The organism is Serratia odorifera, assembly GCF_041448735.1.
Lineage (GTDB): Bacteria > Pseudomonadota > Gammaproteobacteria > Enterobacterales > Enterobacteriaceae > Serratia_F > Serratia_F odorifera.
In genome coordinates this window covers 1-609 of record NZ_JBGMUT010000065.1, presented here as the reverse complement: position 1 = coordinate 609, position 609 = coordinate 1, and the positions used below count along the sequence as shown (strand labels likewise).

General features: G+C 37.8%; 1 protein-coding gene. It reads left to right on the top strand.

The features are described from left to right. Window positions 1-141: 141 nt before the first annotated feature. Window positions 142-609 (top strand): IS4 family transposase (locus ACCC84_RS23870; RefSeq protein WP_371902434.1); only part of this gene is annotated, 468 nt, incomplete at its 3' end.

Below are 609 nucleotides of genomic sequence, written 5' to 3'. Positions count from 1 at the left end.
GGCTAGTTTTTTGCTTAGCGTGGTTTTTTTCCGAAATGCTGGCGGTACCCCATGCCCATCAACTTAAGAATTTGCACTACCCCCAAGTGTCAAAAAACGTTATTCTTTCTAAAAAGCTAGCTAGAAAGGATGACATTTTTTATGAATCTTTCAATTCAAGATGAATTACAACTATTTTCTGAAGAGCTGTATCGTCATTTAACCCCTTCTCTTTTGGAAGAACTCGCTAAAGAATTAGGTTTTGTAAAAAGAAAACGAAAGTTTTCAGGAAATGAATTAGCTACCATATGTATCTGGGTCAGTCAACGTACAGCGAGTGATTCTCTCGTTCGACTATGCAGTCAATTACACGCCGCCACAGGCACTCTTATGAGTCCAGAAGGACTCAATAAACGCTTTGATAAAAAAGCGGTTGAATTTTTGAAATATATTTTTTCTGCATTATGGAAAAGTAAACTTTGTAAAACATCAGCCATTTCAAGTGCAGCACTCACGTATTTTCAACGAATCCGTATTTTAGATGCGACGATTTTCCAAGTACCGAAACATTTAGCACATGTATATCCTGGGTCAGGTGGTTGTGCACAAACTGCAGGTATCAAGATTCAA